The 24,579-nt window shown below is 69.9% G+C and carries 24 protein-coding genes; 20 read left to right on the plus strand and 4 right to left on the minus strand.

Annotated features, from left to right (window positions below):
• The first annotated feature begins 314 nt into the window (after positions 1-314).
• The 7 genes from pyrR to pyrF are packed head-to-tail and all read left to right on the plus strand — an operon-like array spanning position 315 to position 9,015.
• Positions 315-947 (plus strand): bifunctional pyr operon transcriptional regulator/uracil phosphoribosyltransferase PyrR, encoded by a 633-nt coding sequence (gene pyrR, locus ACFWF2_RS16635; RefSeq protein WP_229739509.1) that lies wholly within the window; start codon positions 315-317, stop codon positions 945-947.
• Positions 944-1,900, plus strand: a complete 957-nt coding sequence (locus tag ACFWF2_RS16640; RefSeq protein ID WP_379308310.1) for an aspartate carbamoyltransferase catalytic subunit — start codon at positions 944-946, stop codon at positions 1,898-1,900. Before pyrR ends, ACFWF2_RS16640 begins: the two co-directional genes overlap by 4 nt.
• Positions 1,897-3,195, plus strand: a complete 1,299-nt coding sequence (locus tag ACFWF2_RS16645; RefSeq protein WP_379308311.1) for a dihydroorotase — start codon at positions 1,897-1,899, stop codon at positions 3,193-3,195. Before ACFWF2_RS16640 ends, ACFWF2_RS16645 begins: the two co-directional genes overlap by 4 nt.
• A gap of 13 nt (positions 3,196-3,208) precedes the next feature.
• Positions 3,209-3,715 (plus strand): transporter, encoded by a 507-nt coding sequence (locus tag ACFWF2_RS16650; protein ID WP_189023641.1) that lies wholly within the window; start codon positions 3,209-3,211, stop codon positions 3,713-3,715.
• Positions 3,712-4,827: a glutamine-hydrolyzing carbamoyl-phosphate synthase small subunit gene (gene carA / locus ACFWF2_RS16655; protein ID WP_379308312.1), complete on the plus strand. Its 1,116-nt coding sequence runs from the start codon at positions 3,712-3,714 to the stop codon at positions 4,825-4,827. Before ACFWF2_RS16650 ends, carA begins: the two co-directional genes overlap by 4 nt.
• The gene (gene carB, locus ACFWF2_RS16660) at positions 4,827-8,189 is read left to right on the plus strand and encodes a carbamoyl-phosphate synthase large subunit (protein ID WP_379308313.1); all 3,363 of its coding nucleotides are present in this window, start codon (positions 4,827-4,829) and stop codon (positions 8,187-8,189) included. The genes carA and carB overlap by 1 nt, the downstream gene beginning before the upstream one ends.
• 1 nt (position 8,190) lies before the next feature.
• Complete coding sequence (pyrF, locus tag ACFWF2_RS16665; protein WP_379308331.1) at positions 8,191-9,015, plus strand: orotidine-5'-phosphate decarboxylase; 825 nt, start codon at positions 8,191-8,193, stop codon at positions 9,013-9,015.
• Between the two features lie 133 nt (positions 9,016-9,148).
• Here the strand turns inward: pyrF and ACFWF2_RS16670 are convergent, their stop codons facing one another.
• Positions 9,149-10,243 (minus strand): serine hydrolase domain-containing protein, encoded by a 1,095-nt coding sequence (locus ACFWF2_RS16670; protein ID WP_379308314.1) that lies wholly within the window; start codon positions 10,241-10,243, stop codon positions 9,149-9,151.
• A gap of 155 nt (positions 10,244-10,398) precedes the next feature.
• On the opposite strand from ACFWF2_RS16670, the gene ACFWF2_RS16675 reads away from it, so the two are divergent.
• From ACFWF2_RS16675 to ACFWF2_RS16685, 3 genes are all read left to right on the plus strand, one after another.
• Positions 10,399-11,049 (plus strand): DedA family protein, encoded by a 651-nt coding sequence (locus ACFWF2_RS16675; protein WP_379308315.1) that lies wholly within the window; start codon positions 10,399-10,401, stop codon positions 11,047-11,049.
• A 140-nt stretch (positions 11,050-11,189) separates the two neighbouring features.
• Complete coding sequence (locus ACFWF2_RS16680; RefSeq protein ID WP_379308316.1) at positions 11,190-12,314, plus strand: sensor histidine kinase; 1,125 nt, start codon at positions 11,190-11,192, stop codon at positions 12,312-12,314.
• The gene (locus ACFWF2_RS16685) at positions 12,305-12,961 is read left to right on the plus strand and encodes a response regulator (protein ID WP_379308317.1); all 657 of its coding nucleotides are present in this window, start codon (positions 12,305-12,307) and stop codon (positions 12,959-12,961) included. The genes ACFWF2_RS16680 and ACFWF2_RS16685 overlap by 10 nt, the downstream gene beginning before the upstream one ends.
• A gap of 43 nt (positions 12,962-13,004) precedes the next feature.
• On the opposite strand, the gene ACFWF2_RS16690 is transcribed toward ACFWF2_RS16685, so the two are convergent.
• Entirely contained in the window at positions 13,005-13,352 is a 348-nt protein-coding gene (locus ACFWF2_RS16690) for a DUF6463 family protein (protein WP_379308318.1), read from the minus strand.
• Positions 13,353-13,382: 30 nt separating this feature from the next.
• On the opposite strand from ACFWF2_RS16690, the gene ACFWF2_RS16695 reads away from it, so the two are divergent.
• The 9 genes from ACFWF2_RS16695 (at position 13,383) to ACFWF2_RS16735 (ending at position 22,566) form a co-directional block, all read left to right on the plus strand.
• The gene (locus tag ACFWF2_RS16695) at positions 13,383-13,973 is read left to right on the plus strand and encodes a TetR/AcrR family transcriptional regulator (RefSeq protein ID WP_379308319.1); all 591 of its coding nucleotides are present in this window, start codon (positions 13,383-13,385) and stop codon (positions 13,971-13,973) included.
• Between the two features lie 347 nt (positions 13,974-14,320).
• A complete protein-coding gene (gene mihF, locus ACFWF2_RS16700) occupies positions 14,321-14,641 on the plus strand; it encodes an integration host factor, actinobacterial type (protein ID WP_030203531.1) in 321 nt (106 codons plus the stop codon).
• A 5-nt stretch (positions 14,642-14,646) separates the two neighbouring features.
• Positions 14,647-15,231 (plus strand): guanylate kinase, encoded by a 585-nt coding sequence (gene gmk, locus ACFWF2_RS16705; RefSeq protein WP_189023620.1) that lies wholly within the window; start codon positions 14,647-14,649, stop codon positions 15,229-15,231.
• Positions 15,218-15,538: a DNA-directed RNA polymerase subunit omega gene (rpoZ, locus tag ACFWF2_RS16710; protein WP_378847075.1), complete on the plus strand. Its 321-nt coding sequence runs from the start codon at positions 15,218-15,220 to the stop codon at positions 15,536-15,538. Before gmk ends, rpoZ begins: the two co-directional genes overlap by 14 nt.
• A gap of 28 nt (positions 15,539-15,566) precedes the next feature.
• Positions 15,567-16,784: a bifunctional phosphopantothenoylcysteine decarboxylase/phosphopantothenate--cysteine ligase CoaBC gene (gene coaBC / locus ACFWF2_RS16715; protein WP_379308320.1), complete on the plus strand. Its 1,218-nt coding sequence runs from the start codon at positions 15,567-15,569 to the stop codon at positions 16,782-16,784.
• Positions 16,785-16,987: 203 nt separating this feature from the next.
• Positions 16,988-18,199, plus strand: a complete 1,212-nt coding sequence (gene metK / locus ACFWF2_RS16720) for a methionine adenosyltransferase (protein ID WP_378847045.1) — start codon at positions 16,988-16,990, stop codon at positions 18,197-18,199.
• Positions 18,200-18,213: 14 nt separating this feature from the next.
• On the plus strand, positions 18,214-20,670 hold the full coding sequence (locus tag ACFWF2_RS16725; RefSeq protein ID WP_379308321.1) for a primosomal protein N': 2,457 nt from the start codon (positions 18,214-18,216) through the stop codon (positions 20,668-20,670).
• A gap of 327 nt (positions 20,671-20,997) precedes the next feature.
• Entirely contained in the window at positions 20,998-21,813 is an 816-nt protein-coding gene (locus ACFWF2_RS16730) for an acyl-CoA thioesterase domain-containing protein (protein WP_379308322.1), read from the plus strand.
• A 90-nt stretch (positions 21,814-21,903) separates the two neighbouring features.
• The gene (locus ACFWF2_RS16735; RefSeq protein WP_379308323.1) at positions 21,904-22,566 is read left to right on the plus strand and encodes a maleylpyruvate isomerase family mycothiol-dependent enzyme; all 663 of its coding nucleotides are present in this window, start codon (positions 21,904-21,906) and stop codon (positions 22,564-22,566) included.
• Between the two features lie 99 nt (positions 22,567-22,665).
• Here ACFWF2_RS16735 and ACFWF2_RS16740 read toward each other — a convergent pair whose 3' ends face one another.
• Entirely contained in the window at positions 22,666-23,511 is an 846-nt protein-coding gene (locus ACFWF2_RS16740; RefSeq protein ID WP_379308324.1) for an SDR family oxidoreductase, read from the minus strand.
• Positions 23,512-23,584: 73 nt separating this feature from the next.
• Here ACFWF2_RS16740 and ACFWF2_RS16745 point away from each other — a divergent pair, with 73 nt between their 5' ends.
• Positions 23,585-24,166, plus strand: a complete 582-nt coding sequence (locus tag ACFWF2_RS16745; RefSeq protein WP_379308325.1) for a TetR/AcrR family transcriptional regulator — start codon at positions 23,585-23,587, stop codon at positions 24,164-24,166.
• A 2-nt stretch (positions 24,167-24,168) separates the two neighbouring features.
• On the opposite strand, the gene ACFWF2_RS16750 is transcribed toward ACFWF2_RS16745, so the two are convergent.
• Entirely contained in the window at positions 24,169-24,570 is a 402-nt protein-coding gene (locus ACFWF2_RS16750) for a nuclear transport factor 2 family protein (RefSeq protein WP_379308326.1), read from the minus strand.
• Positions 24,571-24,579 lie beyond the last annotated feature (9 nt).

Consider the following 24,579-nt stretch of genomic DNA (forward strand, 5'->3'; position numbering starts at 1 on the left):
CCGTATTGCCTGCAACCGAATACCCGGCGGTTCGACGAAGTGGCCGGGCTCGGGTCGGATCGGACGTGAATGCCGTCACGCGCCGTACGGCAGCTGCGATGGCGGATGATCCGGTCCGGCGTTCAAACCTCCGCGCTCGCAGGACTTTCAGTCCGAGTGTGACGGCGGACGCACGCGCGCTATCCGCGCGCACCCCGTGGCGGCGCTCACAAGCGGGACGACCTGGTCAAAGGTGGGTTCGGACGCTGATAGGGTGGAGCGCGAGTTAGGCATCCTTTAACGGACCGTCCGGTGAGGCGGGGAAGGAGGTCGGCATGGCTGTGCCCGAACGGGCGGCCAAAACCGGCGCGGGCGAAACATCGCAGCGGCACACTCCCGAGTGGGTGGCAGCCGGGCGCGAGCTGTTGTCGCCATCGGACGTGCACCGGACCGTCGCGCGCATCGCGCATCAGATCATCGAGAAGACCGCCCTCGATTCCGGCGACGCCGACGCACCGCGGGTGGTTCTCATGGGCATCCCGACCCGCGGCACCACCCTGGCCAACCGGCTCGCCGCCAAGATCGAGGAATTCTCCGGCGTGCGGCCGGCGCTGGGCTCGCTCGACATCACCCTTTACCGCGACGACCTGCGCAGCCGTCCGCACCGCCCGCTCGAGCGCACCTCGGTGCCCGACGGCGGGATCGAGAACGCCCTGGTCGTTCTCGTCGACGATGTGCTGTTCTCCGGCCGCACCGTGCGCTCGGCCCTCGACGGCCTGCGCGACCTGGGCCGCCCCCGCGCGGTGCAGCTGGCGGTGCTCATCGACCGCGGTCACCGCGAACTGCCGATCCGCGCCGACTACGTGGGCAAGAACGTGCCGACCTCGCGCGCCGAGGACATCTCGGTCCTGCTGACCGAACACGACGGACACGACGGTGTGTATCTGCACCAGGAGGCGCAGGCGTGAAACATCTGTTGACGGTCGCCGATCTCGACCGGGCCACCGCCACCGAACTCCTCGACGAAGCCGAGCGCTTCGAACAGGCCCTGCTCGGCCGCGAGGTGAAGAAGCTGCCGACGCTGCGCGGCCGCACCGTGATGACGGTGTTCTACGAGAACTCCACCCGCACCCGGGTGTCCTTCGAGGTCGCGGGTAAGTGGATGAGCGCCGACGTGATCAACGTCAGCGCGTCGAGCTCCTCGGTCTCCAAGGGCGAATCGCTGCGCGACACCGCGCTGACCCTGCACGCGGCGGGCGCCGACGCGCTGATCGTGCGCCACCCGGCCTCCGGTGCCGCGCACCAGATCGCGCGCTGGATGGAACAGTGGGCGCGCGAGGAGAACCGCGCCGCGCCCTCCATCATCAACGCGGGCGACGGCACCCACCAGCACCCCACCCAGGCGCTGCTCGACGCGCTGACCCTGCGTCAGCGCCTCGGCGACATCGAGGGCAAGCGGATCGTGCTGGTCGGCGACATCCTGCACAGCCGGGTCGCCCGCTCGAACGTCTTCCTGCTCAACACCCTCGGTGCCGAAGTGGTGCTGGTCGCGCCGCGCACCCTGCTGCCGGTGGGCGTGGACAGCTGGCCGTGCCGGGTCGCGACCTCGCTGGACGCCGAACTGCCCGGCGCCGACGCGGTCATGATGCTGCGCGTGCAGGCCGAGCGGATGAACGGCGGATTCTTCCCGTCGGCCCGCGAATACTCGATCAACTACGGACTGTCCGAGCGCAGGCTCGGCGTGCTCGGCGACGACGCGGTGGTGCTGCACCCCGGTCCCATGCTGCGCGGCATGGAGATCGCGTCGGCGGTCGCCGATTCGCCGAAAGCGGCAGTCCTGCAACAGGTGACGAACGGAGTGCACATGCGGATGGCCGTGTTGTTCCGGCTGCTCGTCGGCACCCAGGAGGTGGCGGCGTGAGCGAACTGCTGATCAAGAATGTCAAGCCTTACGGTGAAGGCGAGCCGGTCGACGTGCTGGTGCGCGGCACCGTCATCGCCGAGATCGGCACTGGCATCGAGGCGTCGGCCGACGCCGAGGTGATCGACGGCAACGGCCAGATCCTGCTGCCCGGCTTCGTCGACCTGCACACCCACCTGCGCGAGCCGGGTCGCGAAGACACCGAGACCATCGAAACCGGTTCGGCCGCAGCCGCACTCGGCGGTTACACCGCGGTGTTCGCGATGGCCAACACCAACCCGGTCGCCGACTCGCACGTCATCACCGATCACGTGTGGCGGCGCGGCCAGGAGGTCGGCCTGGTCGACGTGTTCCCGGTCGGCGCGGTCACCGTCGGACTCGAGGGCAAGCAGCTCGCCGAGATGGGCACCATGGCCGCGGGCATCGGCCAGGTGCGGATGTTCTCCGACGACGGCCACTGCGTCTACGACCCGCTGATCATGCGCCGTGCGCTCGAATACGCGAACTCGCTCGGCGTGCTCATCGCCCAGCACGCGGAGGAGCCGCGCCTGACCAAGGGCGCCGTCGCGCACGAGGGCCCCAACGCCGCCCGCCTCGGCCTGGCCGGGTGGCCGCGCGCCGCCGAGGAGTCGATCGTCGCGCGTGACGCGCTGCTTGCTCGCGATGCCGGCGCCCGCGTGCACATCTGCCACGCCTCCACCGCGGGCACCGTCGAACTGGTGAAATGGGCCAAGTCCCAGGGCATCTCGATCACCGCCGAGGTCACCCCGCACCACCTGCTGCTCGACGACTCGCGCCTGGAGACCTACGACGCGGTCAACAAGGTGAACCCGCCGCTGCGCGAGTCCGCCGACGTCGCCGCCCTGCGCCAGGCACTGGCCGACGGTGTCATCGACTGCGTCGCCACCGACCACGCCCCGCACGCCGAGCAGGACAAGTGCTGCGAGTTCGCCGCCGCCCGCCCCGGCATGCTCGGCCTCGAGACCGCGCTGTCGATCATCGTGCAGACGATGGTGCAGCCGGGCCTGCTCGACTGGCGCGGTGTCGCACGGGTGATGAGCGAGAAGCCCGCCGCGATCGTCGGCCTCGACGACCACGGCCGCCCGATCGCGGTCGGCGAGCCTGCCAACCTGACGCTGATCGACCCCGACGCCGAGTGGACGGTGCACGGCGCCGAACTGGCGAGCATCTCGAACAACACGCCGTTCGAGGACATGACGTTCCCGGCCCAGGTGTCAGCCACCGTGCTGCGCGGCCGGGTAACTGCCCGCGAGGGCAAGGCTGCCGGGATCTAGGAGGGCCAGGAACGTGGAAAGAACTCTGTGGGTACTGGGGTGTCTTGCCCTGTTCCTCCTGTGCCTGTGGCTGATGTACCGAGCCTGGCAGAAGAAGGCCGCGCGGCAGCAGGCACGGATCGGCGAACTGCCGACGGTGCCCGCCGAGCTGGGCGCGCAACTACTGGAACCGACCACCGGCCTCTACCTGGGCAGCACCATCGCGCCCAGCTGGCAGGACCGGATCGCGGTCGGTGACCTGGGATTCCGGGCGACCGCCGAACTGACGCGGTTCGAACGCGGAATCCTGCTCGAACGCGACGGGGCGACGCCGATCTGGATTCCGCAGGAATCCGTCACGGCCGTGCGCACCGAACGCGGACACGCGGGCAAAGTGATGACAGAGAATGGTGTGCTGGTAATTCGCTGGACACTGCCGACCGGAACCGAGATCGATACCGGATTCCGGGGCGACGACAAGACGGTGTACCCGGCATGGACCGCGGATGCGACCAGGGCGACGACGGGAGACGACGAATGAGCAAAGTGAAGGCAGCCCTCGTGCTGGAGGACGGCCGCGTGTTCCGCGGTACCGCCTTCGGCGCCGAGGGCCAGACCCTGGGCGAGGCGGTGTTCTGCACCGCGATGACCGGGTACCAGGAGACCCTGACCGACCCCAGCTACGACCGCCAGATCGTGGTGGCCACCGCCCCGCAGATCGGCAACACGGGCTGGAACGACGAGGACGACGAGTCCGGCAAGATCTGGGTCGCCGGTTACGCCGTGCGCGACCCCTCGCCGATCTCGTCCAACTGGCGCGCCACCGGCACGCTGCAGGACCAGCTCGACAAGCAGAACGTGGTCGGCATCGCCGGCATCGACACCCGCGCGGTCGTGCGTCACCTGCGCACCCGCGGCTCGATGAAGGCGGGCATCTTCTCCGGTGCCGCCCTCGCCGGTGACGACGAGCTGCTGGCCAGGGTCAACGGTCAGCCCTCCATGCTCGGCGCCGACCTGGCCGAAGAGGTCAGCACCGACGGCATGTACACGATCGAGCCGGTCGGGGACCACCGCTTCACCGTCGTCGCGGTCGACCTGGGCATCAAGACCAACACCCCGCGCATGTTCGCCGAGCGCGGTGTCCGCACCCACGTGGTGCCGTCGAACACCTCCCTCGACGACATCCTGGCGCTCAACCCCAACGGCGTGTTCCTCTCCAACGGCCCCGGCGACCCGGCCACCCAGACCGGCGCGATCGCGCTGACCCAGGGTGTGCTCGAGCGCGGGATCCCGCTGTTCGGCATCTGCTTCGGCAACCAGATCCTGGGCCGGGCACTGGGCCGCGACACCTACAAGATGAAGTTCGGCCACCGCGGCATCAACATCCCGGTGGTCGAAGAGGGCACCGGCCGCATCTCCATCACCGCGCAGAACCACGGCTTCGCGCTGGAAGGCGAGAAGGGCGAGGTGTTCGACACCCCGTTCGGCAAGGCCGAGGTCTCCCACATCTGCGCCAACGACGGCACCGTCGAGGGTGTGCGACTGCTCGACGGTCGCGCCTTCTCGGTGCAGTACCACCCCGAGGCCGCCGCAGGCCCGCACGACGCCGCATACCTGTTCGACCGTTTCGCCGGTCTCATGGAAGGAGCCTGATGCCTCGCCGCGAGGATCTGAAGCACATCCTGGTGATCGGCTCTGGCCCGATCGTGATCGGCCAGGCGTGCGAATTCGACTACTCCGGTACCCAGGCGTGCCGGGTGCTGCGGTCCGAGGGACTGCGCGTATCGCTGGTGAACTCCAACCCGGCGACCATCATGACCGACCCCGAGTTCGCCGACTCCACCTACGTGGAGCCGATCACCCCGGAGTTCGTCGAGAAGGTCATCGACAAGGAGCGCCCCGACGCCATCCTGGCCACCCTCGGCGGGCAGACCGCGCTCAACACCGCGGTCGCCCTGCACGAGCGCGGTGTGCTGGAGAAGTACAACGTCGAGCTGATCGGCGCCGACTTCGACGCCATCCAGCGTGGTGAGGACCGGCAGAAGTTCAAGGACATCGTCGCCAAGGTCGGCGGCGAGAGTGCCCGCAGCCGTGTCTGTTACACCATGGACGAAGTCCGCGACACCGTCGCCGAACTCGGCTTCCCGGTCGTCGTGCGCCCGTCGTTCACCATGGGCGGCCTCGGTTCGGGCATGGCCTACAACGACGAGGACCTCGACCGCATCGCCGGTGGCGGCCTGGCCGCGTCGCCGACCGCGAATGTCCTGATCGAGGAGTCCATCCTCGGCTGGAAGGAATTCGAGCTCGAGCTCATGCGCGACGGCCGCGACAACGTGGTCATCGTCTGCTCGATCGAGAACGTCGACCCGATGGGCGTGCACACCGGTGACTCGGTCACCGTCGCCCCGGCCATGACGCTCACCGACCGCGAATACCAGAAGATGCGCGATCTCGGCATCGCCATCCTGCGCGAGGTCGGCGTCGACACCGGCGGCTGCAACATCCAGTTCGCGGTCGACCCGAAGGACGGTCGCCTGATCGTCATCGAGATGAACCCCCGCGTCTCGCGCTCCTCGGCGCTGGCGTCGAAGGCCACCGGCTTCCCGATCGCCAAGATCGCCGCCAAGCTGGCCATCGGCTACACCCTCGACGAGATCGTCAACGACATCACCGGCGAGACCCCGGCCTGCTTCGAGCCGACCCTGGACTACGTCGTCGTGAAGGCGCCGCGGTTCGCGTTCGAGAAGTTCCCCGGCGCCGACGCCACCCTGACCACCACCATGAAGTCGGTGGGCGAGGCGATGTCGATGGGCCGCAACTTCTCCGAGGCCCTCGGCAAGGTGCTGCGTTCGCTCGAGACCAAGGCCGCCAGCTTCTGGACCACCGACGACGGTCAGTGGGCGGCGCAGGACCCGAGCGATCCCGCGTCGGTGCGCGAGGCGATCGAGGCCATCCTCGCCGACCTGCGCGTGCCCACCGAGGGCCGCATCTACCAGGTCGAGCGGGCACTGCGCTTCGGCGCGTCCATCGAGGAAGTCGCGCTGGCCTCTGGTGTGGATCCGTGGTTCGTCGCCGAGGTCGCCGGACTGGTCACGCTGCGTCAGGAAGTCCTCGACGCGCCCGTGCTCGACGAGGATCTGCTGCGCCGTGCCAAGCATTACGGCCTGTCCGACCGTCAGCTCGCCGCCCTGCGGCCCGAGCTCGCGGGCGAGGCCGGGGTGCGCTCGCTGCGCCACCGCCTCGGCGTGCGCCCGGTCTACAAGACCGTCGACACCTGTGCCGCCGAGTTCGAGGCCAAGACGCCGTACCACTACAGCTCCTACGAGCTGGATCCCGGCGCGGAGTCCGAGGTCGCGCCGCAGCGTGAGCGCGACAAGGTGATCATCCTCGGCTCGGGCCCCAACCGCATCGGTCAGGGCATCGAGTTCGACTACTCGTGTGTCCATGCGGCACAGACCCTCTCGGCTGCCGGGTACGAGACCGTGATGGTCAACTGCAACCCCGAGACCGTGTCCACCGACTACGACACCGCCGATCGCCTCTACTTCGAGCCGCTCACCTTCGAGGACGTCCTCGAGGTGTACAACGCCGAAACCGAGTCGGGCACCGTCGCCGGTGTGATCGTGCAGCTCGGCGGCCAGACCCCGCTGAGCCTGGCGCAGCGGCTCACCGACGCCGGTGTGCCGGTCGTCGGCACGTCCGCGGCCGCGATCGACCTGGCCGAGGACCGCGGCGAATTCGGTGACGTGCTCGTCGCCGCCGGACTGCCCGCGCCCAAGTACGGCACCGCCACCACGGTCGAGCAGGCCAAGAAGATCGCCGCCGAGATCGGCTACCCGGTGCTGGTGCGCCCGTCCTACGTGCTCGGCGGTCGCGGCATGGAGATCGTCTACGACGAGACCTCGCTCGAGGGCTACATCTCCCGCGCCACCGAGCTCAACCCGGAGCACCCGGTGCTGGTCGACCGCTTCCTGGAAGACGCCATCGAGATCGACGTCGACGCCCTGTGCGACGGCGAGGAGGTCTACCTCGGCGGCGTGATGGAGCACATCGAGGAAGCGGGCATCCACTCCGGTGACTCCGCCTGCGCGCTGCCCCCGATCACCCTGGGCCGCAGCGACATCGAGGCCGTGCGCCGCTCCACCATCGCGCTGGCCAAGGGCATCGGCGTCAAGGGCCTGCTCAACGTGCAGTACGCCCTCAAGGACGACATCCTCTACGTGCTCGAGGCCAACCCGCGCGCGAGCCGCACGGTGCCGTTCGTCTCCAAGGCGACCGCGGTGCCGCTGGCCAAGGCCTGCGCACGCGTGATGCTCGGCGCCACCATCGCCGACCTGCGCAAGGAAGGCATGCTGCCGCCCGAGGGCGACGGCGGCCACGTGCCGCTGGACGCGCCGGTCGCGGTGAAGGAAGCCGTGCTGCCCTTCCACCGGTTCCGTCGCGCCGACGGCTCCGGCGTCGACTCGCTGCTCTCCCCGGAGATGAAGTCCACCGGCGAGGTCATGGGCATCGACGCCGACTTCGGCACCGCCTTCGCCAAGAGCCAGGCCGCCGCCTACGGCTCGCTGCCGACCGAGGGCACCGTGTTCGTCTCCGTCGCCAACCGCGACAAGCGCGCCATGGTGTTCCCGATCAAGCGCCTGCACGACCTGGGCTTCCGCATCCTCGCCACCGAGGGCACCGCGGAAACCCTGCGCCGCAACGGCATTCCGTGCGAGCAGGTGCGCAAGCACTCCGACCCGGAAGCCACCGACCCGGCGACCGGCATGCCGGAGGCCTCGATCGTCGAGCAGATCCGCGACGGCGAGATCGACATCGTGTTCAACACCCCCTACGGCAACTCGGGCCCCCGCGTGGACGGCTACGAGATCCGCACCGCCGCGGTGGGCGCGAACATCCCGTGCATCACCACCGTGCAGGGCGCGGCCGCGGCGGTGCAGGGCATCGAGGCGAGCATCAACGGTGGCATCGGCGTGCGCTCGCTGCAGCAGCTGCACTCGGTGCTGCGTGGCTGACATGCACAGCTTCGGTCACCGGTTGCAGCACGCCATGCGGGAATTCGGCCCGCTGTGCGTCGGCATCGACCCCCACCCCGGCCTGCTCCGGGCGTGGGGGCTCACCGAGGACGTCGACGGGCTCGAGGCGTTCGCCGAGATCTGCGTCGAGGCCTTCGACGGCCGCGTCGCGCTGGTGAAGCCGCAGGTCGCGTTCTTCGAGACCTACGGCTCCGGCGGTCTCGCGGTGCTCGAACGCACCATCGAGGTGCTGCGCGGCTCGGGCACGCTGGTGCTCGCCGACGCCAAGCGCGGCGACATCGGCTCCACCATGGACGCCTACGCGCACGCCTGGCTCGGTGACGGACCCCTCGGTTCCGACGCGGTGACGGTCTCGCCCTACCTCGGTTTCGGGTCGCTCGACCCGGCGCTGAGCCTGGCCAAGGCCAACCATCGCGGCGTGTTCGTCCTCGCGGCGACCTCGAATCCTGAAGGGGCGCAACTACAGCGGATCACCGCCGCGGACGGGCGCACGATCGCCCAGACGATGGTCGACGAGGCGGCGGCGCGCAACGCGGGTCACGGTTTCGGCTCCGTCGGCGTGGTCGTCGGCGCGACACTCACCGAGGCGCCGGACCTGTCGGCCCTCAACGGCCCCATTCTGATGCCCGGTGTCGGCGCGCAGGGCGGGGGAGCGGACTCCATCCGCGCCCTGGTGCCGGAAGCGAACCTGGCGGCCGTGGTGCCCAATGTGTCGCGCGAGGTCCTCAACGCGGGTCCGTCGGTGACGGCGCTGTGCGACAAGATGGCTCAGCTGCGGGAGGAGTTCGCCTTCCTGCAGGGGTGACAAACGCGACAGGCCGGGGTAGTGACACGCTGCCCCGGCCTCGTTGTCTCTGCTGGTCGGCCGGTCAGGCGGGGCTGTCGGTCGCGAACTGCTTTCGGGCGAGGTAGTCGGTCGGCGTGGCGGCGAGCTGCGTTCAGGCGAGGCAGTACGTCGCCGTGACTGTGGCGTACAGGGACAACGCGTCCGACGAGGCCGCTGAGCCGAGGACCATCGTCAGTGCGCGGCCGTCGGTCGACCGGAACGCATACGTGACGTAACCGAGCAGCTCACCGCCGTGCCCCCACAGATCGTCACCACACGGTGGATCGAAACGCTGCAGGCCGAGGCCGTAGTGGAATCCCATGCCCATCGGGACGGTCTCGCGCATCCGGCCCAGCGCGGCGGGGCTGATCAGGCGGCCACCCAGCAATGCCGCGAAGAACGCGTCGAGATCGGCTGTGGTGGAGATCATCTCGCCTGCCGCCCAGTCCAGCGACGGGTTCATCTCGGTCACGTCCACGCGGCCGACGCCGTCGATGTCGCGGTGTGCGGTGAGCGCGGGCGCGGGGATACGGGGGTCGTCGCCGGGAACGGTGGTGGTGGTCAACCGCAGGGGAGTGAGAATGCGGTCGCGGATCTCGTCGCCGTAGCGGTGCCCGGTCACGTGCTCGATGAGCAGGCCAAGTGCGATGTAGTTGGTGTTCGAGTACCGGAAGCGGGCGCCCGGCGCGAAAGAGGGGTCGTGGCGCACCGCGGTGGCGAGCAGATCGCGGGGCGCGTGACTGCGAAACCGGTCGTCGCCGCGCCACCGATTCGTCGACATGCCGGGTTCCTTCATGTAGTCGTAGAGCCCGCTGGTGTGATTCATCAACTGCCGCACCGTGATCCGGTTCCCGCCGGGAATCGGGTCGGGCAGCTGCGCGGCGATCGAACCGTCCAGGTCGACTTTGCCCTCGTCGACCAGTTGCAGCACCACGGTCGCGACGAAGGTCTTGGTGATGCTGCCGATCCGGAATCGGCTGTGCGGATCCGGCGTGGACTGCCCGCTGCCGGCGTACTGCCACTCCCGCTGCCGCTCCTCGTCGGAGACCCGCAGCACCACATCCGTGTCGTTCCAGCGCGCACCGGCCTCGACCGTGTCCCCGACGACCTGCCAACGCGCCGTCACGAGGACGGTGGCGGCCACCAGCGTGGCCGTCAGCACGGTGCCCAGAACGACCACAGAGGCACGAAACAGTTTCTGTCGCATAGCTTTCCACGCTAGGCACGCTCCGCGCCGACGACGAGGGTGTGAGCCCCGCGATGGGGGTGCGGAAAACCCCACCCCTGGACTGCGGTCGCACCCTGCCGATCGGATGGTTGACGCTACTGATCGCCAGGCGCCCGCTTCCTAGCGTCGAAAGCATGGAAACGACAGCCACTTCGACCGAACTCACCGGCATCGCGGGATGGGCGGTCCAGCTCATGGAACAGCTCGGCGGCCTCGGCGCGGGCATCGCCATCGCACTCGAGAACCTCTTCCCGCCACTGCCCAGCGAGGTGATCCTGCCGCTGGCCGGCTTCACCGCGAGCCGCGGCCGGTTCAGCCTCGCCGAGGTCCTGCTGTGGACGACACTCGGCTCGGTCGTCGGCGCCCTCGCCCTCTACGGCCTCGGCGCCGCCCTCGGCCGCGACCGCCTGCGCCGCATCGTCGACCGCCTGCCGCTGGTACGCCTGTCCGACCTGGACCGCACCGAGGACTGGTTCGCCCGCCACGGCGACAAGGCCGTGTTCTTCGGCCGGATGATCCCGATCTTCCGCAGCCTGATCTCGATCCCCGCCGGCGTCGAACGGATGCCCCTCGGCCGCTTCACCCTGCTGACCACCGCGGGCAGCCTGATGTGGAACGCGATCTTCGTGTTCGCGGGGTTCGCGCTCGGCGAGAATTGGCACCTCGTCGAGACCTACGCGGGCATCCTGCAGAAGGCCGTGATCGTCGTCGTGCTCGTCGCCGCGTCCGTGTTCGTCCTCCGGCGTCTACGTCAGGTGCGGACGCAGATGACCGCCGGGCGATGAGATTCCCGCGCAGGCCGAACCGGCCCGACCGCGGTGTGACTACCGGTCGGTGTGGCCGGGACACGCGAGAATTGGGCGATGAGCACATCCTGGCGCGATCCGCGCACGTCGATGTGGGTGTGGCACGGGAGGATCGGATGATGAGCTCTTCCTCCCCGCGCTCGTCACGCGCCGCGGCGGCGATCGCGGGGTATCTGCTCGGCGTGGTCACCGTGCCGCTCGACCTGCTCGGCGTGCTCGCCGCGCCGATCTCGCCGGGCCTGACCGACCGGATCGCCTCGGTGGAGCGGCGGCGGCTCACCCGGCTGCTCGGCGTGCGCTCGAACGGCGTGCCGAGGGGGCCGCGGGCCGCGGGCTATCTGGCGGCCCGCGCGCTCGTCGGGACGCTCGGCGCGTTGGTCCTGGCGTTGTCCGGTCTGGGGGTCGTCGTCGCGGTGGCCGTGGTCTACGGCGCGGCAACCGGTGCCGCCGTGCCGATCATCGATGCGACCGAACCGGGGCAGGTCACCTGGGCGAGCGTCATGGTGCTGGCATTGCCGGGAGCGGTGCTGTGCTTCCTCGCCGTGCAGGGGTTGCTCGGGGTCGTGCGAGCCGAGGCCTGGTGTCTGCGGCGGAGCACCCGCCCTGGCCAGGACGAACTCGCGCAGCGGGTGGCGCAGCTGACCACCACGCGCGCCGAGGTGATCGAGGTGATCGACGACGAACGACGACGCATCGAACGAGACCTGCACGACGGCGTGCAGCAGCGGGTGGTCGCGCTGTCCATCCTGCTCGGCCGGGTGGAGCGGGAAGCCGACGAGGACCGGCGTGGCGAGCTGCACCGGCGCGCGATCACCGAGACCGGGCACATCCTCGACGAATTGCGGGAGGTGTCGTGGCGGATCTACCCGGCGATGCTCGCCCGCGACGGACTCCACGCCGCGCTCGAAGCCCTTGCCGACCGGACACCGTTGCCGACCCGGCTCGACTACGCGCTCACCGAACGTGCGCCGCGACCGGTCGAATCGGCCTGCTATTTCACCGCGAGCGAGGCGATCACCAACGCCATCAAGCATTCCGGGGCCGAGGCCATCGCCGTCGGCGTCGAACGCGACGGGCCGCTCGTGCGCCTGCGTGTGCGCGACGACGGGAACGGCGGCGCCGACCCCGGCGGCCACGGGCTGGCCGGTATCGCCACCCGCGTCACCGCGCTGGACGGCACGATGAGGGTGGACAGCCCGCCGGGCGGTCCGACCATCGTCACCGTGGAGGTTCCGTGCGGATAACCCTGGCCGAGGATTCCGCGCTGCTGCGCGAGAGCCTGGCTCAGCTGCTGACCGCCGAGGGACACGAGATCGTGGACTCCGTCGGCACCGCGACCGAGTTGCTGGCCGCGGTGCGGGTCCGCCCGCCCGACCTCGTGATCGCCGATGTCCGGATGCCGCCCGATCACGTCGACGAAGGCATCAGGGCGGCGCTCGAGATCCGCCGGGACCAGCCGGGGATCGCGGTCCTGGTGCTCTCGCAGTACGTCGAACGCAGGCACGCGGCCGAATTCCTGACCGGCACCGGCGGCATCGGCTACCTGCTCAAGGATCGGGTCGCCGCGATCGGCGCGTTCCTCGACGCGGTCGAGCGGGTCGGCGCGGGCGGCACCGCCTTCGATCCGGAGGTGGTGCGGCAGCTGTTGCTGCACAACCGCGCCGATTCGCCGCTGCACCGGCTGACCGAGCGCGAGCGCGCGGTGCTCGAACTCATGGCGCAGGGCCTGAGTAATGCGGCGATCTGTCAGCAGCTGTTCGTCACGCGCAGCGCTGTCGAGAAGCACATCAACGCGATCTTCACCAAGCTGGACCTGCCCGTGGGCGAGGCCCACAATCGCCGGGTTCTCGCCATCCTGCAGCATCTGCGCGCGGGCGCCGTCGACGCCTAGCCCGTGATCGCACCACCCGGGCTGCCGGTGTGACCGGGCCAGGTCACACCTCGGCCGAGGCGGGAATCCGCCCACGCCACCAGCCCGCCGCGCCGACGGCGAGCGGCACCAGCAGGGTGAGGAATCCCGACACCGGCATGTACACCAACCCGACCAGCGTCGTCACGGCGAGCGCGACGAGCACCGATGCGGGCACGGAACCGCGCGCTCGCTCCAGCTCGATCATGGCCACCCCGAGACCGATCCCGACCACACCGAACGTGGTGAACCAGAACGAGAGCTCGGTGTCCTGATCGCCCGCGGCGAGCAGGACGACACCCATGATCGTGTGGACGGCGGCGATGAACACCACTGCGGCCCCGGCCAGCGGAAAACTAGTTCTTGAATTCATATTCATAAACTGTGCCACTAGGCTGAGCCGGTGGCAAGACCCCGTCTCTTCACCGACGATCAGGTGCTCGACGCGGCCCGCGACCTGCTGGTCGATCCGGCGATCACCCGACCCGCGATCACCGCGATCGGCAAGGCCGCCGGCGTGCACACGGGGTCGATCTATGTGCGCTTCGCCTCACGTGACGAACTGCTCGCCCGGCTGTGGTTGCGCTCGATCCGGCGCTTCCATGTCGGCCTGCTCGCCGCGCTGGCCGGGCCGTCACCGCTGCTCGCCGCGGCCACCTATCTGCCGCGGTACTGCCGCGCCAACCCGACCGAGGCCAGAGCGATGAAGATGTTCCATCGCGACGAACTGCTCGATGTCGGGCCCGAGGATCTGCGGGCGCAGATCGCCACCGTGAACGACGCGATGAACGCGGCCCTGCTCGCTGCCGTGGTCACCGAATTCGGGACCGCCGACGAGCGCGCGGCGGCGCTGGCCGAGGCCGCGGTGAAGGCGATTCCGTACGGTTTGGTGCGCGATTACATCGCCCGCGCGGCACCGATTCCCGACTGGATCGACGAGGTGACCGCGACCGCCACCGGCGCGGTTCTGGAGCGGTTCCGTTCCCGATCTTGACGACACGCGGTACGAAATCCAGCGACACGCGGGGAATTTCGGGAAAGTCCCTGGTCGGGCATCACCGGGTTTGCCGTGCCGATGACCACACCGCGCGCTACCTGATGGCTAACATCGCCCATATCGGTAAAACCGCTGGTAGGGGTGCATTTTTCGATTTCGGCGGTACGATCGGTGCGGAGGAATCGGTGGTCACCGCATCGGGCCCGCGCGCCCCATACGGCATCCGTAATCCTGCCCTGACCTGGGGGTCGGGTTCGCAATCGGCGGGCGTCGTGGGTACGGTCGCACAGACCGTCCGGGTAACCGGCGGTAGATCTAGCAATGAACGATGAGACGGAGGAACCGTGGCCCTTCCCCAGCTGACTGACGAGCAGCGCGCCGCTGCTTTGGAGAAGGCGGCTGCCGCTCGCCGTGCTCGGGCGGAGCTCAAGGAGCGCCTGAAGCGTGGCGGTACCAACCTGAAGCAGGTCCTCACCGACGCCGAATCCGATGAGATTCTCGGCAAGATGAAGGTCTCTGCGCTGCTCGAGGCTCTGCCGAAGGTGGGCAAGGTCAAGGCTGCCGAGATCATGACCGAGCTGGAGATCGCCCCTACCCGGCGTCTCCGTGGCCTGGGCGACCGTCAGCGCAAGGCGCTGCTGGCTCGCTTCGACTTCGACTCCTGATACAGGTGGTCGAACACACGCGGAAGGGTCGGCTGGTTGTACTGGTCGGCCCCTCGGCCGTGGGTAAGTCCACGGTCGTGCGGTGCGTGCGGGAACGCCTGCCCGAACTGGTCTTCAGTGTGTCGGCGACGACCCGGGCCCCCCGGCCCGGGGAAGTCGACGGCCGTGACTACCGTTTCGTTTCCCGAGCGGAATTCGACGCCATGATCGAGGCGGACGAACTGCTCGAATGGGCGGACATCCACGGGGGGTTGCAGCGATCGGGCACCCCCGCGGCTCCGGTGCGGGAAGCACTGGCCGCCGGACATTCTGTACTGATCGAAGTCGACCTGGCCGGCGCACGGTCGGTCCGGCAGGCGATGCCGGAAGCGCTGCTGGTGTTTCTCGCCCCGCCGAGCTGGGAGGAACTGGTCTCACGGCTGCGTTCGCGTGGCACCGAGACGCCCGAGGTGATCGAGCGCAGGCTCGAGACCGCCCGGGTCGAATTGGCGGCCTGTGACGAGTTCGACACGGTGATCGTGAACGCCGAAGTGACGACCGCCTGCGAGCAGTTGGTATCGTTATTCGTTAGCACAAATTCGAGTTCTTGACCCACTAACCCCGCAGGAGCCTCCCCTAGTGAGTACGGACACCGCAGCCGCGCCCGCGTACGACACCCCGATCGGCCTCACCAACCCGCCGATCGACGAGCTGCTCGAGCGCACGTCGTCCAAGTACGCCCTGGTGATCTACGCAGCCAAGCGCGCGCGTCAGATCAACGATTACTACAACCAGCTCGGCGACGGCATCCTCGAGTACGTCGGCCCGCTGGTCGAGCCCGGCCTGCAGGAGAAGCCGCTGTCGGTCGCCATGCGCGAAATCCACTCCGACCTGCTCGAGCACACCGAGGGCGAGTGACAATCTCTTTTCCGGAGGCGTAGAGACCATGCGGATTGTCGTCGGGGTCAGCGGGGGCATCGCCGCCTACAAGGCGTGTGCCCTCGTTCGCCGGTTCACCGAGACCGGCCATCAGGTGCGGGTGATTCCCACCGAGTCGGCCCTGCAGTTCGTCGGTAAGGCGACCTTCGAGGCACTGTCCGGCCAGCCGGTGCACACCGGCGTGTTCGCCGACGTGCCCGAGGTTCCGCATGTCCGGATCGGTCAGGAGGCCGATCTGGTCGTCATCGCCCCCGCCACCGCGGATCTGATGGCGCGCGCCGCGCACGGGCGCGCCGACGATCTGCTCACCGCCACCTTGCTGACGGCTCGATGTCCGGTGCTGTTCGCGCCCGCGATGCACACCGAGATGTGGGAGCATCCGGCGACGGTGGCCAATGTCGCGACGCTGCGAGCGCACGGCGCCAATGTCATGGAACCCGCGTCGGGCCGGCTCACCGGCACCGACACCGGTCCGGGCAGGCTGCCCGAGCCGGAGGAGATCTTCGGCCTGGCCTCGCTGCTGCTCGAACGTCCCGACGCGCTGCCCCGCGACCTGACCGGTCGCCGCGTGGTGATCACCGCCGGTGGCACCAGGGAACCGCTCGATCCCGTGCGTTTCCTCGGCAACCGCAGCTCGGGCAAGCAGGGCTACGCCCTGGCCAGGGTCGCCGCCCAGCGCGGCGCCCAGGTGACGCTGATCGCGGGCAACACCATCGAACTCGCGCCCCCCGCCGCCGTCGACCTGGTCCACATCACCACCGCCGAGCAGCTCAAGACCGCGGTCGACAAGCACGCGCTCGGCTCCGATGCGGTGATCATGGCGGCCGCGGTGGCCGATTTCCGGCCGACCCACGTCGCCGCGGCGAAGATCAAGAAGGGCGCTGACGAGCCCGACGTGATCCCGCTGACCAAGAACGAGGACATCCTCGCCGGCTTGGTCGACGCCCGCACCGACGGCAGGCTCGCAGGCACCGCGATCGTCGGCTTCGCCGCCGAGACCGGGGACGACAACGGTGACGTGCTCACCCACGCCCGCGCCAAACTGGCCCGTAAGGGCTGCGACCTGCTCGTGGTCAACGCGGTCGGCGAGGGCAAGGCGTTCGAGGTCGACACCAACGACGGCTGGTTGCTCGGCGCCGACGGTACCGAACAGGCCCTGGATCACGGTTCGAAGGCGCTGCTGGCCAGCCGGGTGCTCGACGCGCTCGTCCCGCTGCTGCGCTGACCGGGGTACGGTCCACCTACTTCGCGAGATCTGTTGCGCTGCAATGATCGTCGCGCAGTGTACTGCGTACGGGCGCGGTCTGTGGGCGGCTTCGCCGGTTCGGTGAACAGTCCGGGACAGTCTGTGTGCACTGCGCCACCTCGTCGGTGGTTTGGAATAGTCTTGATAAGGAACGAGTACCCGTTGAGGGAGAGGGAATAACTGTGCGTACGACAGGTAGTCGGCTATTCACCAGTGAGTCCGTGACCGAAGGTCACCCGGACAAGATCTGTGACGCGATCAGCGATTCCATCCTCGATGCGTTGCTCGCGGAGGACCCGAGCAGCAGGGTCGCGGTGGAAACCCTGGTGACCACGGGTCAGGTCCATGTGGCGGGCGAGGTCACCACCTCGGCCTACGCCGATATCCCGCGGATCGTCCGGGAGAAGGTCCTCGAGATCGGATACGACTCCTCCGCAAAGGGATTCGACGGCAACTCCTGCGGTGTCAACATCGCGATCGGTGCCCAGTCGCCCGATATCGCGCAGGGCGTCGACACCTCGCACGAGGCGCGCGTCGGCGGTTCCGACGACGCGATCGAGCGCCAGGGCGCCGGTGACCAGGGCCTGATGTTCGGCTACGCCACCACCGACACCCCCGAGCTGATGCCGCTGCCGATCGCGCTCGCGCACCGGCTCTCGCGCAAGCTCACCGAGGTCCGCAAGTCCGGCGTGCTGCCGTACCTGCGTCCCGACGGCAAGACCCAGGTCACCATCGAATACGACGGTGACCGCCCGGTCCGCCTCGACACGGTCGTCATCTCCACCCAGCACGCGGCCGATATCGACCTGGACAACCTGCTCGCGCCCGATATCCGCGCGAAGGTCCTCGACGCCGTCGTCGGTGACCTGGAGCTGCCCAGCCTGGACACCTCCGACATCCGGCTGCTGGTCAACCCGACCGGCAAGTTCGTGCTCGGCGGCCCGATGGGCGACGCGGGCCTGACCGGCCGCAAGATCATCGTCGACACCTACGGCGGCATGGCCCGCCACGGTGGCGGCGCGTTCTCCGGCAAGGACCCGTCGAAGGTGGACCGCTCGGCCGCCTACGCCATGCGCTGGGTCGCCAAGAACGTCGTTGCCGCCGGTCTGGCGGAACGGGTCGAGGTGCAGGTCGCGTACGCGATCGGCAAGGCGGCCCCGGTCGGCCTGTTCGTCGAGACCTTCGGCACCGAGAAGGTGGACCCGGTCCGCATCTCGGCCGCCATCTCGGAGGTCTTCGACCTGCGTCCGGGCGCGATCATCCGCGACCTGGACCTGCTGCGCCCGATCTACGCGCCGACCGCGGCTTACGGTCACTTCGGCCGCACCGATGTCGACCTGCCCTGGGAGCACACGGACCGCGCCGACAAGCTGCGCGCGGCCGTCGGCCTGTAAGACTCACCGCCCGCGTGGCAGCGGACGACACAACGACAGCAGCGGGACACCCGATCGCTCGGGTGCTCCCGCTGCTGTCGCCTGCGCACCTGGACCGCGATTTCGACTACCTGGTGCCACCGGACCTGGACGAGATCGCGCAGCCGGGCGTGCGGGTCCGGGTGCGTTTCGCGGGCCGCCTGGTCGACGGGTACCTGCTCGAGCGGCTCCCGCGCAGCGACCACACCGGCAAGATGGTGAAGCTCGAGCGCGTCGTCTCCCCGGAACGCGTCCTCACCCCGGAAATCCTGCGCCTGGCCACCACCGTCGCCGCCCGCTACGCGGGCACCCGCGCCGACGTCCTGCGCCTGGCCATCCCACCCCGCCACGCCCGCACGGAGGCGGGGGCGACCAAGAAGTCCACTGCCGCAACGGAATCGGCTTCGAATGCGCACGCAGCCGACGCAGCCGACGCAGCCGACACGCCGGACGCAGTCGACGCAGCTGACGCGGCCGAGCCGCCGCCATCGGCGACCCCGAGCGTACTGGCCGACGGTCGCGGTCAGCAGCCGATGGGCGAGCGGCCCGGTGTGGAGCTGCGGCAGTCCGGGGCTGATGCAGCCGTCGACGCTGTGCCCGGCGAACGGGCGTCATCGGGATCGGCGGCAGCGCGAGAATCGTCGGCTCACGATCAAGGGCCGAACGCCGAACCGCGTGCCGAGCCCGAACCGCGTGCCGAGGCCGAACCGCGTGCCGAGGCCGAACCGCGTGCCGAGGCCGAACCGCGTGCCGAGCCCGAAGCGCGTGCCGAGCCCGAAGCGCGGGCTGGGACGGAGCAGCGGCCGACAACGTCTGGTTCGGACGGTGGAACATCCAGCGCCGTAACGGAACCGAGTGTCGACACGTCGGCGTGGGGGCGCTATACGCACGGCGAGGCGTTCGTCGGCGCGCTGCGGCAGGGTAGGGCGGCACGCGCCGCCTGGCAGGCGTTGCCGGGGGAGGACTGGGCGGCGCGGCTGGCCGAACTCGCCGCCACGGTGGTGGCGAGTGGGCGCAGTGCGGTGCTGATGGTGCCGGATCAACGTGACCTCGATCGGCTGCTCGCCGAATGCATTCGGCTGGTGGGGGATTCGGCGGTCGGGTTGTCGGCGGGGCTGGGGCCCGCGGCACGCTACCGGCGCTGGTTGGCGGTGCTGCGCGGTCAGGCGCGCATCGTGGTCGGCACTCGGGCCGCGGTGTTCGCGCCCGCGCGCGACCTCGGGCTGATCGCCATCTGGGACGACGGCGACGACACCTACGCCGAGCCGCGTGCCCCGTATCCGCATGCGCGCGAGGTGGCGATGCTGCGTGCTCACGAGACGGGCGCGGCCTTCGTCGCCGCCGGTTTCGCCCGCACCGCCGAAGTCCAGGCCGTGGTCGAATCCGGTTGGGCCCGTGACCTTCTCGCCGAGCGACAGGTGCTGCGCGAAGTGATGCCGCGGATCAGCGCGCCCGGTGACACCGACTTCGCCCTGGAACGCGATGCGCTGGCGCGGGCGGTGCGGATGCCCGGCGTCGCCTTCGCGGCCGCCCGCGCGGCGCTCAAGGAGAACGCCGCGGTGCTGGTCCAGGTGCCCCGGCGCGGGTATGTCCCCTCGCTGGCCTGCGCGAAATGCCGGACGCCTGCCCGCTGCAGGCACTGCAACGGGCCGCTGTCGCTGCCGCAGTCCGCGGACGGACAGGCGGCGAGCCCGCAGTGCAAGTGGTGCGGTATCACCGAGGCCGCCTTCCGCTGTCAGGCCTGTGGGGCGCGTGCCTTGCGGGCGATGGTGATCGGTGCGGCGCGCACCGCCGAAGAACTCGGCCGGGCGTTTCCCGGCGTGCCGATCCGTGGGTCGGGTGGCGGGGAAGTCATCGACACCGTCGAGCCGGGCGCGCAGGTGGTGGTCGCCACGGTCGGTGCGGAGCCACTGGTGCGTGGCGGTTACGGGGTGGCGCTGCTGCTCGACGGCTGGGCCTTGCTCGGGCGGGCCGACCTGAGGGCGAGCGAGGACACGCTGCGCCGCTGGATGGGTGCCGCCGCCCTGGTCCGGCCGCGCGGACAGGTCATCGTGATGGCCGAGCCCGCGTTGCCCACCGTCCAGGCACTGGTCCGCTGGGACCCCGTCCACCACGCCGCCGCCGAGCTCGAGGCTCGCACCGAGGTCGGGTTCCCGCCCGCCGTGCGCTTGGCGGCCGTGGACGGGACGTCCGCTTCGATCGCCGAATTCCTGGACGCGGCGGAGCTACCCGACGGCACCGAGGTGCTCGGTCCGGTCCCGCTGCCCCCGACAGCGCGAAAGCCGTTCTCCGGCAGTGACTCCCCGGCGGAGGTCGAGCGCATGCTGCTGCGGGTCGGCCGCTCCGCGGGCGCGCCGCTGGCTCGCGCCCTGACCGCTGCCCAGGCGGTCCGCAGCTCCCATCGATCCGACGACCCGCTACGGGTGCAGGTCGACCCGGTCGACATCGGCTGACCGGCGCGCGCCCGGGTCGTCGGCGTGGGTGACCGGCCGAACTCGGGCGAGGAGCGCCCGTCGGATTCGCAGGCCGCGGGCAGTGTCGACCCGGTCGCCATCGGCTGTCCGGCGTGTGCTCGGGCTGCGGGCGCGGTGACCGGGCGGGCTCGGGCGACTAGTGTCCGTCGGATTCGCAGGCCGCGGGTCCGGTCGCCATCGGCTGTCCGGCGTGTGCTCGGGCCGCCGGCGCGGTGACCGGGCGGGCTCGGGGCTAGGAGCGCCCGCCGGATTCGCAGGCCTCGGGCCCTGTCCTACCATGACCTCGGGTGAGCAGAGAGGATCGTGGTGGAGTTCTTCACGACGCACGACGGGATGTACGTGCCGAGCGATCTGGCGGTGAGCCGCTGGTCGCCGAACCAATTGCACGGCGTCGCGGTGTGCGGCCTGCTCGCGCTGGAGGCCGAGAAGCACAGTCCGGGGACGGGATTCGTGCCGGCGAGGATCTCGGTCGATCTGTTCCAGCAGGTCACCAGGGAACCGATCACGCTGCACAGCGCGGTGGTGCGGGCCGGTAATCGCATCAAGGTCGTCGATTCCTGGCTCGTCCAGCGGGACCAGACGCGGGCCAGGGCGACCGTGACCTTCCTGGCCGCCACCGACGACCCGCCGGGAACGATCTGGCAGCCGCCACGGACGCTGCCCGCCCCCGCGGAACGCCGTGACGATCCGCAGGGCGCCGCACCGCTGTTCAAGTCCGGTGACGGCGACTGGATCACCGACTTCGGTGCCGCTCGCGACGCCGAGCGCAAAGTCACCTGGCAGAACCTGCCCCCGCTGGTGGCCGGGCAACCATTCACGCCGTTCCAGCGCGCCGCCGCCACCGGTGACCTCACCAACCTCGTCTGCCACTGGGGTTCACGCGGCGTCGGCTACATCAATGCCGACATGACCCTCACCCTGTCCCGCCTGCCGGTGGGCCCGGAACTCGGCATGCAAGCCCTCGACCACGTCGGGAACGCCGGGGTCGCGGTGAGTACCGCGACCATGTACGACCGCGAAGGCCCGCTCGGCACCTGCGTGATCACCGCCGTGGCCAACGACCGGCGCCGGTCGGTCCCCGCCCAGCGCGGCGAGCCGGTGCCCGCGACCGCCGAGGGCTGACACGGGCCCGATGAATTCGCGCGGCCGGCGTCGTCTGCATTGACGACGGCGCGCGCCCGCGCGTCCCCGGTCCGTGTCCTGGAGGTCCCCTTGGCGAACACTCTTTCTCGTGACGAACTCTGGGCGATGGCGCACGCCGAACGGGCGGCCCTTGCCGAGGATCTCGCCGGTCTGACCGACGAGCAGTGGGCGCGGCCGTCGCTGTGCGGGAACTGGGTGGTCGAGGAGGTCGTCGCCCACCTCACCGCGGCGGCGAGTATCGGCAGGCTGCGGTGGCTGCGGAGTGTCCTCGGCGCCCGCTTCGACTTCGACCTGCACAATGCCCGGCGCCTGGCCGAACATCGTGGGGCCACACCCGCCGAGACCCTCGCGCTGTTCCGGGCGATCATCACCAGCACGACCGGGGCGTCCGGGCACACGGCGGCCTGGCTCGGCGAGGTTGTCGTCCATGGCCAGGACATCCGCAGACCGCTCGGGCTGTCCACCCTCCCCTCGACGGAGGCCGCCACCGCGGTCGCCGACTTCTACGCGAGCCGCGATTTCACCGTGCCCAGCAAGACCACCATCGCCGGCCTGCGCCTGGAAGCGACCGACGGGCCCTTCGCGACGGGCGCCGGTCCGCTGGTCAGCGGTCCGGCGATCGCGCTGGCCATGGTCATGGCAGGGCGCATCGCCTATGCCGACGAGCTGACCGGGCCCGGCCTGCCCACCCTGCGCACCCGACTGAGCGCTGGTCCCGCCGACGAGGCGTGAGCCGAGCCGCCCGGTGTGCCCACGCTGCGGGCCCGCCCTCCGCCGTGCAGGAGCGACACGGACCTACGCCGCCGGGTGATTCGATCCCGATCGCAGGACTCAGGCGTACAGCGCACGATGGCGGTGCGCCCATTCCGGGTAAGCGGTGGCCGGACGGCTCAGTACCCGCTCGATATCCCCACTGACCTGCTGTTCCTCCGGGGTCGGCGCCCCGAGGATGGTCAAGGTGTGGTCGGCGACCGCCTCGGGCATGAATCGCAGCATGTTCTCCTTGGCCTGCGCCGGGGTGAGCTCGACGAAGGCGATCGGCACTTCGACGGCTGCCGCGATGGCGGCGGCCTGTTCACGCGGGGTCACCACGGCCGGGCCGGTCAGCGTGTAGGCGCGGCCCGCGTGCCCGTCCTCGCGCAGGGCTGCTGCCGCGACCGCGGCGATGTCGCCCGGGTCGACCGCGGGCAGGCCGACGTCCCCGAACGGCGCGGCGACGGTGCGCGCGGTGCGCACCGGCTCGATCCAGGCATAGGTGTTGGAGAAGAACGCACCAGGCCGCAGCGCGGTCCACTCGAGGTCGGACTCCGCCAGCGCCTGCTCGAAGGCGATCGTCCGCGCGTACCCGGCGGAGGCGGGACGGGTCACCGCACCCTGCGAGGACACGAACACCACCCGGCGGACACCGGCGGCGGCGACGGCCTTCACGACCTGGGCGGGTTCCGGCCCGGTCATGAGCTGCTCGCCGGTGATCAGCAGGAACAGCGCATCCGCACGGCGCAGCGCGGGGGAGAGGCTGTCGAGGTCGCCCAGATCGGCAACGAGATGTTCGACGCCCGCGGGCAGGTCGACGGGCTTGCTACCCCGAGAGACGGCGCGGACCTGCTCGCCCGCGTCGGCGAGCAGTCCGACCAGCTGACGGCCGATATTGCCGGTGGCCCCGGTGACGACGATCATGAGAACTCCTTGAGTTAGTTGGCTGACTAACTCAACGTAGCAAGGCCTGGCCGGGCTGTCTATAGTTAGTTGTGTGACTGACTCAGTGGTGCCCAAGGCCGGCAAGCGGGAACGGCTCGTCCATGCGGCCGCGCGGGTCTTCTACGAGCAGGGGATCGAGAAGACGACCATCGCCGACATCGCCGCCGCGGCCGATGTGCCGGTGGGCAACGTCTACTACTACTTCAAGACCAAGGACCAGTTCGTGCAGGCCGTGATCGACACGCACGCCGCGGTACTCGGCGAGGTCATCGCGGGAATCGAGCCGCTGCCCGGCCCTGTCGAGCGGTTGAAGGCGATGGTCGCGAGCTGGGTGGACCAGCGCGAACTGGCCGTGCGTTTCGGCTGTCCGACCGGCTCGCTGGCCGCCGAACTCGACAAGCGAGCCGACGCCTTCGGCGGTGAACCGGCGCGGCTGATGAGCCTGCTGATCGACTGGGCGCGGGCTCAGTTCGCCGAGCTCGGCAGGTCCGACGCCGCCGAGCTCGCCGTCGCGTTCGTCGCGGCCTATCAGGGAATCTCTTTGCTCACCAACACTTTCCGCGATCCCGAGCTGATGGTGACCGAGGGCGCGCGGCTGGAGCGCTGGATCGACGAGCTGGCCGGTCGGAGCTGACCTCACCCGGCAGACTGCCAGCCGGAGCACAGCAGATCGATGGTGGTGATCCGGTCCTGTTCGGTGGTGAGGAAGACCCGCTGCTCGGCGATCCGGGCGGCGCCGGGAGCGTGGACGGGCTGCATCCGGACCAGCCAGTGCAGGGCGGGCTTGCCGCCGACACGGTCACCACCGGCGTCGAGCACGGTGAAATCGTCGGGCCCACCGAACCAGCCGCGGAACCGGTCGACGGCCGGACCCTGGCCGACCGCGTCGAACGGGCCGGGCGGAATGAGGGCGCGCAGGCGGACCTCGGGCGCGAGGCAGGCGGCCATCGCGGCGAAGTCGCGCCGGATCAGCGCGGCGAGAAACAGATCGGCGACGGGGGATTCGGTCGGCTGGAGGGTGAAGGTCGAAGTAGTCATACCGGAAGT

This window comes from Nocardia sp. NPDC060259 (assembly GCF_042728775.1).
Taxonomy (GTDB): domain Bacteria; phylum Actinomycetota; class Actinomycetes; order Mycobacteriales; family Mycobacteriaceae; genus Nocardia.

What these genes read in the sequence shown, in the direction of transcription:
- ACFWF2_RS16690 (WP_379308318.1), bottom strand. Translation starts at nt 13,352, where the DNA reads ATGAATTCAAGAACTAGTTTTCCGCTGGCCGGGGCCGCAGTGGTGTTC.
- ACFWF2_RS16750 (WP_379308326.1), bottom strand. Translation starts at nt 24,570, where the DNA reads ATGACTACTTCGACCTTCACCCTCCAGCCGACCGAATCCCCCGTCGCC.
- pyrF (WP_379308331.1), top strand. Translation starts at nt 8,191, where the DNA reads ATGCACAGCTTCGGTCACCGGTTGCAGCACGCCATGCGGGAATTCGGC.
- ACFWF2_RS16740 (WP_379308324.1), bottom strand. Translation starts at nt 23,511, where the DNA reads ATGATCGTCGTCACCGGGGCCACCGGCAATATCGGCCGTCAGCTGGTC.
- ACFWF2_RS16670 (WP_379308314.1), bottom strand. Translation starts at nt 10,243, where the DNA reads ATGCGACAGAAACTGTTTCGTGCCTCTGTGGTCGTTCTGGGCACCGTG.
- pyrR (WP_229739509.1), top strand. Translation starts at nt 315, where the DNA reads ATGGCTGTGCCCGAACGGGCGGCCAAAACCGGCGCGGGCGAAACATCG.
- ACFWF2_RS16675 (WP_379308315.1), top strand. Translation starts at nt 10,399, where the DNA reads ATGGAAACGACAGCCACTTCGACCGAACTCACCGGCATCGCGGGATGG.
- coaBC (WP_379308320.1), top strand. Translation starts at nt 15,567, where the DNA reads ATGCGGATTGTCGTCGGGGTCAGCGGGGGCATCGCCGCCTACAAGGCG.
- carB (WP_379308313.1), top strand. Translation starts at nt 4,827, where the DNA reads ATGCCTCGCCGCGAGGATCTGAAGCACATCCTGGTGATCGGCTCTGGC.
- ACFWF2_RS16680 (WP_379308316.1), top strand. Translation starts at nt 11,190, where the DNA reads ATGAGCTCTTCCTCCCCGCGCTCGTCACGCGCCGCGGCGGCGATCGCG.
- carA (WP_379308312.1), top strand. Translation starts at nt 3,712, where the DNA reads ATGAGCAAAGTGAAGGCAGCCCTCGTGCTGGAGGACGGCCGCGTGTTC.